8 protein-coding genes are annotated in these 9295 nt (G+C 70.6%); 7 read left to right on the plus strand and 1 reads right to left on the minus strand.

Annotated elements, in window-relative coordinates:
- Positions 1-74: 74 nt before the first annotated feature.
- Both efp and nusB read left to right on the plus strand, forming a co-directional pair.
- On the plus strand, positions 75-632 hold the full coding sequence (gene efp / locus C1I93_RS24830) for an elongation factor P (protein ID WP_111245702.1): 558 nt from the start codon (positions 75-77) through the stop codon (positions 630-632).
- A 23-nt stretch (positions 633-655) separates the two neighbouring features.
- Complete coding sequence (nusB, locus tag C1I93_RS24835) at positions 656-1066, plus strand: transcription antitermination factor NusB (RefSeq protein WP_181445310.1); 411 nt, start codon at positions 656-658, stop codon at positions 1064-1066.
- Between the two features lie 86 nt (positions 1067-1152).
- On the opposite strand, the gene bldD is transcribed toward nusB, so the two are convergent.
- Entirely contained in the window at positions 1153-1641 is a 489-nt protein-coding gene (bldD, locus tag C1I93_RS24840) for a transcriptional regulator BldD (RefSeq protein WP_007458348.1), read from the minus strand.
- Positions 1642-1957: 316 nt separating this feature from the next.
- On the opposite strand from bldD, the gene pyrR reads away from it, so the two are divergent.
- Genes pyrR through carB form a run of 5 tightly spaced genes read left to right on the plus strand, consistent with a single transcriptional unit; the run spans position 1958 to position 9293 of the window.
- Positions 1958-2542 (plus strand): bifunctional pyr operon transcriptional regulator/uracil phosphoribosyltransferase PyrR, encoded by a 585-nt coding sequence (gene pyrR / locus C1I93_RS24845; RefSeq protein ID WP_111245704.1) that lies wholly within the window; start codon positions 1958-1960, stop codon positions 2540-2542.
- Positions 2539-3465, plus strand: coding sequence for an aspartate carbamoyltransferase catalytic subunit (locus tag C1I93_RS24850; protein ID WP_111245705.1), 927 nt, complete (start codon positions 2539-2541; stop codon positions 3463-3465). Before pyrR ends, C1I93_RS24850 begins: the two co-directional genes overlap by 4 nt.
- On the plus strand, positions 3462-4739 hold the full coding sequence (locus tag C1I93_RS24855) for a dihydroorotase (RefSeq protein WP_111245706.1): 1278 nt from the start codon (positions 3462-3464) through the stop codon (positions 4737-4739). The genes C1I93_RS24850 and C1I93_RS24855 overlap by 4 nt, the downstream gene beginning before the upstream one ends.
- Positions 4739-5914, plus strand: coding sequence for a glutamine-hydrolyzing carbamoyl-phosphate synthase small subunit (carA, locus tag C1I93_RS24860; protein ID WP_111245707.1), 1176 nt, complete (start codon positions 4739-4741; stop codon positions 5912-5914). The genes C1I93_RS24855 and carA overlap by 1 nt, the downstream gene beginning before the upstream one ends.
- Complete coding sequence (gene carB / locus C1I93_RS24865; protein WP_111245708.1) at positions 5907-9293, plus strand: carbamoyl-phosphate synthase large subunit; 3387 nt, start codon at positions 5907-5909, stop codon at positions 9291-9293. Before carA ends, carB begins: the two co-directional genes overlap by 8 nt.
- The last annotated feature ends 2 nt before the right edge of the window (positions 9294-9295 follow it).

A 9295-nucleotide genomic window follows, 5' to 3' on the forward strand; every position in this document is an offset into this window, starting at 1 on the left:
GCGGCGGCGGGCGGATCCGGCGGCGGCTAGTAGACTTGCCAGGTCTGTCCGCCAAATCATGATCAAGGCAGGAAATGGCCACCACCAACGACCTGAAGAACGGCCTGGTACTCAACCTAGACGGGGAGCTCTGGTCCGTCGTCGAGTTCCAGCACGTCAAGCCCGGTAAGGGTGGTGCGTTCGTGCGTACCACGCTGAAGAACGTGCTCTCCGGCAAGGTGGTCGACAAGACCTTCAACGCGGGCACCAAGGTCGAGACGGCGACCGTCGACAAGCGCACCATGCAATACCTGTACGCCGACGGCGAAGACTACGTCTTCATGGATCTGGAGACGTTCGACCAGATCACGGTGCCGGGCGGGACGGTCGGCGAGGCGGCCAACTACCTGCTGCCCGAGGCCGAGGCGACCGTGGCCACGCACGAGAGCGTGCCGCTCTACATCGAGCTGCCGACCTCGGTCGTGCTGGAGGTCACCTACACCGAGCCGGGCCTGCAGGGCGACCGGTCCACCGGCGGTAACAAGCCGGCGACGGTGGAGACCGGCGCGACCGTGCAGGTGCCGCTCTTCATCACCACCGGCGAGAAGATCAAGGTCGACACCCGCGACGGCCGTTACCTCGGCCGCGCCTGATGGCCGAGGGTCCGAAGCAGCAGATGCCGGCGCGCCGCAAGGCGCGCAAGCGGGCGCTGGATGTGCTCTTCGAGGCGGACCTGCGGGATCGGCCACCGGTCGAGGTGCTCGCCGGCTACATCGAGCGGATCGAGAAGCCACGCCCCGAACACCTGGGGTACGCGGTGGGGCTGGTCGAGGGGGTGGCCGAGCACCTGGACCGCATCGACGAGTTGATCGCCAGTTACGCCGAGGGCTGGACGCTGGACCGGATGCCGGTGGTCGACCGTAATCTGGCCCGGATCGCCGTCTACGAGCTGCTCTACATCGACGAGATCGACGACGCCGTGGCGATCAGTGAGGCCGTCGAGTTGGCCCGGCAGATGTCGACAGACGACTCGCCGCGTTTCCTCAATGGTCTGCTCGGTCGGATCGCCGAGTACGCCACCCGCTGAGCCGACCCCGAAACCGGGCATCAGCCGGGTGGGATGACGACGACTAAGGGCCCGTGCCGGACGGCACGGGCCCTTTCGGTCGAGGCTCAGCTGGCGAAGAACGCCCGGGGGTCGGCGACCAGCACACCGTGCTCGGTCAGCCGCTCGATCAGGCCGGACGGTGAGGCGTCGTAGACGATCGCGAGGGCGCGCAGGTCGTCGGCGCGGATCGAGAGAACCCGGCCGTTGTAGTCGCCCCGCTGCTGCTGGATGGCGCGGGCGTACCGGGCGACGTAGGCGAGATCCTCGCTGGCCTCGTCGTAGAGCCGCTCCAGGTCCAGGACGATCTTGCTGGTGGGCTCGTGCCGCACGCCGCTGCCGTCGGGCAGCAGCTCCGAGACCGGAACGCGGTAGAACTCGGCCAGCTCGGCCAGACGGGACACCGTGACGGCCCGGTCGCCGCGTTCGTACGAGCCGACCACCACCGCCTTCCAGCGCCCGTTCGACTTCTCCTCCACCCCTTGCAGGGACAGGCCCTGCTGCTGGCGGATGGAGCGCAGACGGGCGCCCAGAGACTTGGCGTATTCAGAGGGCATTCGGACACTCCCAGTGCTGCTCGGGGTTCTCCCAGCGATCGCTACGGAGCGTGACGGTACGGGGATTCGCACACCGGGTCAAGTGGTCGTGACCTTCCCGTTGGCACCCAGGGGAACTTGATCCCTTTCTGTCTGCTGAATCGATACGCAGCGGAATGACGCCCGACGTGTCCGGAGCCACTCGTGCCCGACCGTGATGGCGCCGCCGACCACTGGTAACGTGGCCGCAACCTCCGCTGGCCTGCTTGATCGGCCCCCGGGGTGATCCAGACGTCCTTTAACAACCCGTCCCGTGAGGCGGGGAAGGAGGTCCGCCGTGGCTCTCCCATCGGCTGCCCGCTCGCCGTCACCGCGACAACCCTCGGTGAAGGTGATTTTGACAAACGCGGATGTCCAGCGCGTCGTCGACCGGATCGCGCACCAGATCCTGGAGAAGACCCAGGGCGCGGCCGACACCGTACTGCTCGGCATCCCGACCCGAGGCGCCCCGCTCGCGCACCGCCTCGCCGCCCGGATCAGCGCCTTCGAAGGTGTCGCCGTGCCGGTCGGTGTGCTCGACATCACGCTCTACCGCGACGACCTGCGCCGGCACGCCACCCGCGCGGTCGGCCCCACCCAGTTGCCGCCCGGGGGGATCGACGGCCGGCGGGTCATCCTCGTCGACGACGTGCTCTTCTCCGGCCGGACGGTCCGGGCCGCGCTCGACGCGTTGGGTGACCTCGGTCGGCCGGCGTCGGTGCAGCTCGCGGTGCTCGTCGACCGGGGGCACCGGCAGTTGCCGATCCGCGCCGACTATGTCGGCAAGAACATTCCGACCGCGCTCGCCGAGAACGTGAAGGTGACGCTGGCCGAGACCGACGGCACGGACGAGGTCCGGCTGCACGGGGGGACCACCTCATGATCAGGCACCTGCTCTCCGGCGCCGACCTGGACGCCGGGACCGCCACCGAGATCCTGGACACCGCCGCGGAGATGGCCGCGGTGGCCGGCCGCGAGGTGAAGAAGCTGCCCGCGCTGCGCGGTCGCACGGTGGTGAACCTCTTCTACGAGGACTCCACCCGCACCCGCATCTCCTTCGAGGCGGCGGCGAAGCGGCTCTCCGCCGATGTGATCAACTTTTCCGCCAAGGGGTCGAGCGTGGCCAAGGGCGAGAGCCTGAAGGACACCGCGCTGACCCTGCAGGCGATGGGGGCGGACGCGGTGGTCGTCAGGCATTCCGCCTCCGGCGCACCGCACCGCCTCGCCGACTGGGTCGACGGTTCGGTGGTCAACGCCGGCGACGGCACCCACGAGCATCCCACCCAGGCGCTGCTGGACGCGTACACCATGCGGTCCCGGCTGGGCCGGCTGGCCGGCCTGTCGGTCGCGGTGGTGGGGGACGTGCTGCACTCCCGGGTGGCCCGCTCCAACGTGCTGCTGCTCTCCACGCTCGGCGCGAAGGTCACGCTGGTCGGGCCGCCGACCCTCATCCCGGTCGACATCGCCGCGGCCCTCGCCCCCGGCACCGCCGTCTGTTACGACCTCGACGCGGTGCTGCCGTCGGTGGACGTGGTGATGATGCTGCGGGTGCAGCGGGAGCGGATGAACGACTCGTACTTTCCGTCGGCGCGCGAGTACGCCCGCCGCTACGGTCTGGACGGCGCGCGGATGCGCCGGCTGCCGGAGCACGCGATCGTGATGCATCCCGGCCCGATGAACCGGGGCATGGAGATCACCCCGGAGGTCGCCGACTCGCCCCGCTCCACAATCGTTGAACAGGTCGCCAACGGGGTCTCCGTCCGAATGGCCGTCCTCTACCTGCTGCTCGGGGGGAACAACCGGTGAACTCGTACCTGATCAGAAACGTCAGCGTGCTCGGCGCGGCACCTACCGACCTGCTGCTGCGCGACGGCGTGGTCGCCGAGGCCGGTCCGGGTCTGTCCGCGCCCGACGCGAGCGTGGTCGACGCCGACGGCCTGGTCGCCCTGCCCGGCCTGGTCGACCTGCACACCCACCTGCGCGAGCCGGGCCGGGAGGACGCCGAGACCGTCGAGACCGGTTCCCGGGCGGCGGCGCTCGGCGGTTACACCGCGGTCTGCGCGATGGCGAACACCTCGCCGGTCGCCGACACCGCAGGCGTGGTCGAGCAGGTGTGGCGGTTGGGCCGGGAAGCCGGGCTGGTCGACGTGCAGCCGATCGGCGCGGTCACCGTCGGCCTGGCCGGCGAACGCCTCGCCGAACTGGGCGCGATGGCCGACTCCGCCGCCCGGGTGCGGATCTTCTCCGACGACGGGCACTGCGTCGCCGACCCCAAGCTGATGCGCCGGGCGCTGGAGTACGTCAAGGCGTTCGACGGGATCATCGCCCAGCACGCCGAGGAGCCCCGGCTCACCGAGGGCGCCCAGATGCACGAGGGCGAGGTCTCCACCCGGCTGGGTCTGACCGGCTGGCCGGCGGTGGCCGAGGAGGCGATCATCGCCCGGGACGTGCTGCTGGCCGAGCACGTCGGCAGCCGACTGCACGTCTGCCACGTCTCCACCGCCGGCAGCGTCGAGGTGCTGCGCCACGCCAAGGCCCGGGGGGTACGCGTCACCGCCGAGGTGACCCCGCACCACCTGCTGCTCACTGACAGCCGGGCCGAGTCCTACGACCCGGTGTTCAAGGTCAACCCGCCGCTGCGGACCGCCGCCGACATCGCCGCCCTGCGCGCCGCGCTCGTCGACGGGGTGATCGACATCGTCGCCACCGACCATGCTCCGCACGCGGTGGAGGACAAGGAGTGCGAGTGGGCGTACGCCCGACCGGGCATGCTCGGGCTGGAGACGGCGCTCTCCATCGCGCTCGACGTGCTCGGCCCGGAGTGGGATCTGATCGCCGAGCGGATGTCGCGTACCCCGGCCCGGATCGCCGGGCTGACCGAGCACGGCCACGATCCCGCCCCGGGTGCGCCGGCCAACCTGACCCTTGTCGACCCGGCGGCCCGTCGGCTGATCGACCCGGCGGAGTCGGCCAGTCGCAGTCGCAACACCCCGTACGCCCGGATGACGCTGCCGGGTCGCATCGTGGCGACCTTCCTGCGTGGCGAGGCGACGGTGCTCGACGGAAAGGCTGTCAAATAATGAAGCGCAGGTCGGCGATTCTCGTCCTGGAGGACGGGCGCACCTTCCACGGCGAGGCGTACGGCAGTGTCGGGGAGACCTTCGGCGAGGCGGTCTTCAACACCGGCATGACCGGCTATCAGGAGACGCTCACCGACCCGTCGTACCACCGGCAGGTGGTGGTGCAGACCGCCCCGCACATCGGCAACACCGGCGTGAACGGCGACGACGACGAGTCGCGGCGGATCTGGGTGGCCGGTTACGTGGTGCGTGACCCGGCCCGGGTGAGTTCGAACTGGCGGTCCACCGGCGGGCTGGAGGATCGGCTGGCCACCGAGGGCATCGTCGGCATCAGCGGGGTGGACACCCGGGCGCTGACCCGGCACCTGCGCGAGCGTGGCGCGATGCGGGTCGGCATCTCCAGCGTCGACGACGATCCGCGTGCGCTGCTGGCCCGGGTACGCCAGTCGCCGCAGATGCTCGGCGCGGACCTCTCCGCCGAGGTGACCACGGCCGAGCCGTACGTGGTGCAGGCCGAGGGCGCGCACCGGTTCACCGTCGCCGCCCTCGACCTGGGCATCAAGCGCAACGTGCCGCGCCGGCTCGCCGCCCGTGGCGTGACCACCCACGTGCTGCCGGCGCACTCGACGATCGAAGATCTGCTGGCCACCGGCGCGGACGCGGTCTTCTTCTCGCCCGGCCCGGGCGATCCGGCGACCGCCGACGCGCCGGTCAAGCTGGCCCGCGAGGTGCTGCGCCGGCAGGTGCCGCTCTTCGGTATCTGTTTCGGCAGTCAGATCCTCGGCCGGGCGCTCGGTTTCGGCACCTACAAGCTCGGCTACGGTCACCGGGGCATCAACCAGCCGGTGCTCGACCGGGTCACCGGCAAAGTGGAGGTGACCAGCCACAACCACGGCTTCGCGGTCGAGGTGCCGGGCGTACGGCCGGGTGCGGTGGTGCCGGACCAGGTGATCGAGACCGAGTTCGGCGGTGTGCAGGTCAGCCATCTCTGCCTCAACGACAACGTGGTCGAGGGGTTGCGGGCCCGGGACGTGCCCGCGTTCACCGTTCAGTACCACCCGGAGGCGGCGGCCGGTCCGCACGACGCGGACTACCTGTTCGACCGCTTCGCGGAGTTGATCGAGGGCCGGGCGCAGGCCGCCCGGACCCACAGCGAGGGGCGCGCGAATGCCTAAGCGGACCGACCTCAAGCACATCCTGGTGATCGGCTCCGGGCCGATCGTCATCGGGCAGGCGTGCGAGTTCGACTACTCCGGCACCCAGGCGTGCCGGGTGCTGCGTAGCGAGGGGATCCGGGTCAGCCTGGTCAACTCGAACCCGGCCACGATCATGACCGATCCGGAGTACGCCGACGCCACCTACGTCGAGCCGATCACCCCGGAGTTCGTCGAACTGGTCATCGCGAAGGAGCGGCCGGACGCGGTGCTGCCCACCCTGGGTGGGCAGACCGCGCTGAACACCGCTGTCGCGCTGCACGAGGCCGGTGTGCTCGACAAGTACGGCGTCGAGTTGATCGGCGCGGACATCGAGGCGATCCGGCGCGGCGAGGACCGGCAGCTGTTCAAGGAGATCGTCGCCAAGGCGGGCGTACGGATCGGCATCGAGGACCCGGCGGGCCTGGTGCCGCGCTCGCGGGTCTGCCACTCGATGGACGAGGTCCGGGAGACCGTGGCGGAGTTGGGCCTGCCGGTGGTGATCCGGCCGTCGTTCACCATGGGTGGCCTCGGGTCCGGCATGGCGCACACCGACGCCGACCTGGAGCGCATCGCCGGTTCCGGGCTGGCCGCCAGCCCCGTGCACGAGGTGCTGATCGAGGAGAGCGTGCTCGGCTGGAAGGAGTACGAACTCGAACTCATGCGGGACCGTCACGACAACGTGGTGGTGGTCTGCTCGATCGAGAACCTCGACCCGATGGGCGTGCACACCGGCGACAGCGTGACCGTGGCCCCGGCCATGACGCTCACCGACCGGGAATACCAGCGCCTGCGGGACCTGGGCATCGCGGTGCTGCGCGAGGTCGGGGTGGACACCGGCGGCTGCAACATCCAGTTCGCGGTCAACCCGGCGGACGGCCGGATCGTGGTCATCGAGATGAACCCGCGGGTCTCCCGCTCCTCGGCGCTGGCCTCGAAGGCGACAGGCTTCCCGATCGCGAAGATCGCCGCGAAGCTGGCCATCGGCTACACCCTCGACGAGATTCCCAACGACATCACCCGCAAGACCCCTGCCGCGTTCGAGCCGACGCTCGACTACGTGGTGGTGAAGATCCCCCGGTTCGCGTTCGAGAAGTTCCCCGGCGCGGACCCGGAGCTGACCACCACGATGAAGTCCGTCGGTGAGGCGATGAGCCTCGGGCGCAACTTCACCGAGGCGCTGAACAAGGCGATGCGGTCGATGGAAACCAAGGCCGCCGGGTTCTGGACCGTCGCCGATCCGCCGGGCGCGACGAAGGAGAACACCCTCGCCGCACTGGGTACGCCGCATGACGGGCGGCTCTACACGGTCGAGCGGGCGCTGCGGCTGGGTGCCTCGATCGGCGAGGTCGCCGCGGCGTCGGGCGGGATCGACCCGTGGTTCCTGGACCAGATCGCCGCCCTGGTCGAGCTGCGTGCCGAGATCGTGGCCGCGCCGGTGCTCGACGCGGAGCTGCTGCGTCGGGCGAAGCGGGCCGGCCTCTCCGACCGGCAGTTGGCTGCGCTGCGCCCGGAACTGGCCGCCGAGGACGGCGTACGGACGCTGCGGCACCGGCTCGACATCCGGCCGATCTACAAGACCGTGGACACTTGCGCGGCCGAGTTCGAGGCGACCACCCCGTACCACTACTCCTCGTACGACGCGGAGACCGAGGTGGTCGGCTCGGCGCGGCCCAAGGTGCTGATCCTCGGCTCCGGGCCGAACCGGATCGGGCAGGGCATCGAGTTCGACTACTCCTGCGTGCACGCGGTGCAGGCGTTGCGTGGCGCGCCGGCCGGCCCGGCCGAGGCGTCCGGCGGCGGTTTCGAGACCGTCATGATCAACTGTAACCCGGAGACGGTCTCCACCGACTACGACACCGCCGACCGGCTCTACTTCGAGCCGCTGACCTTCGAGGACGTGCTTGAGGTCTGGCACGCCGAGGACTCCTCCGGCCGCGAGGCCGGTGGGCCGGGTGTGGTCGGGGTGATCGTGCAGCTCGGTGGGCAGACCCCGCTGGGGTTGGCGCAGCGGCTCAAGGACGCCGGGGTGCCGGTGGTCGGCACCTCACCGGAGTCGATCCACCTGGCCGAGGAGCGGGGGGCCTTCGGCTCACTGCTCGCCCGTGCGGGCCTGCGTGCTCCGGCCCACGGCACCGCCACCTCGTACGAGGAGGCGAAGGAGATCGCCGAGGAGATCGGCTATCCGGTGCTGGTCCGCCCCTCGTACGTGCTCGGCGGGCGGGGCATGGAGATCGTCTACGACGATGCGACGCTGCGTGACTACATCGGCCGGGCCACCGACATCTCCCCGGACCACCCGGTGCTGGTGGACAGGTTCCTCGACGATGCCATCGAGATCGACGTGGACGCGCTCTGCGACGCCGACGGTGAGGTCTACCTCGGCGGGATCATGGAGCACATCGAGGAGGCGGGCATCCACTCCGGTGACTCCTCCTGCGCGTTGCCGCCGATCACACTGGCCGGCTCGCACGTGGCCCAGGTCCGCCGGTACACCGAGGCGATCGCCCGGGGCATCGGCGTACGCGGCCTGCTCAACGTGCAGTACGCGCTGAAGGACGACACCCTGTACGTGCTGGAGGCCAACCCGCGTGCCTCGCGTACCGTGCCGTTCGTCTCCAAGGCCACGGCGGTGCCGCTGGCCAAGGCGGCGGCGCGGATCGCCCTCGGGGCGACCGTCGCCGAGCTGCGCGACGAGGGGTTGCTGCCGGCCACCGGGGACGGTGGCACGCTGCCGCCGGACGCGCCGATCGCGGTCAAGGAGGCGGTGCTGCCGTTCAAGCGGTTCCGCACGCCCGCCGGGAAGGGCGTGGACTCGCTGCTCGGGCCGGAGATGAAGTCGACGGGCGAGGTGATGGGCATCGACACCGCCTTCGGGCACGCCTTCGCCAAGTCGCAGTCGGCGGCGTACGGGTCGTTGCCGACCTCGGGCCGGATCTTCGTCTCGGTGGCGAACCGGGACAAGCGCGGCATGATCTTCCCGGTGAAGCGCCTGGCCGACCTGGGCTTCGAGATCGTCGCGACCGCCGGCACCGCCGAGGTGCTGCGCCGGCACGGCATCGCCTGCGAGCAGGCCCCGAAGCACTACGAGGCAGGTTCCGGCGACGACGCGGTGTCGTTGATCCTCGGCGGCCACGTGGCGTTGGTGATCAACACCCCGCAGGGTTCCGGCGCCAGCGCCCGCTCCGACGGCTACGAGATCCGCAGCGCCGCCGTCACGGCGGACATCCCCTGCATCACCACCGTCCCCGGCGCCGCCGCCGCGGTGATGGGCATCGAGGCCCGCATCCGCGGCGACATGCAGGTACGCCCCCTCCAGGACCTGCACGCCACCCTCCGTCCTTCGCGGGCCCCCCGGTGACC

The sequence above is a fragment of the Micromonospora endophytica genome, from assembly GCF_003236305.1.
GTDB classification, from domain to species: domain Bacteria; phylum Actinomycetota; class Actinomycetes; order Mycobacteriales; family Micromonosporaceae; genus Micromonospora; species Micromonospora endophytica.

Excerpts from the sequence above, each read along its gene's own strand:
- carB (WP_111245708.1), top strand. The coding sequence starts at position 5,907 with ATGCCTAAGCGGACCGACCTCAAGCACATCCTGGTGATCGGCTCCGGG.
- bldD (WP_007458348.1), bottom strand. The coding sequence starts at position 1,641 with ATGCCCTCTGAATACGCCAAGTCTCTGGGCGCCCGTCTGCGCTCCATC.
- C1I93_RS24850 (WP_111245705.1), top strand. The coding sequence starts at position 2,539 with ATGATCAGGCACCTGCTCTCCGGCGCCGACCTGGACGCCGGGACCGCC.
- efp (WP_111245702.1), top strand. The coding sequence starts at position 75 with ATGGCCACCACCAACGACCTGAAGAACGGCCTGGTACTCAACCTAGAC.
- carA (WP_111245707.1), top strand. The coding sequence starts at position 4,739 with ATGAAGCGCAGGTCGGCGATTCTCGTCCTGGAGGACGGGCGCACCTTC.
- nusB (WP_181445310.1), top strand. The coding sequence starts at position 656 with ATGCCGGCGCGCCGCAAGGCGCGCAAGCGGGCGCTGGATGTGCTCTTC.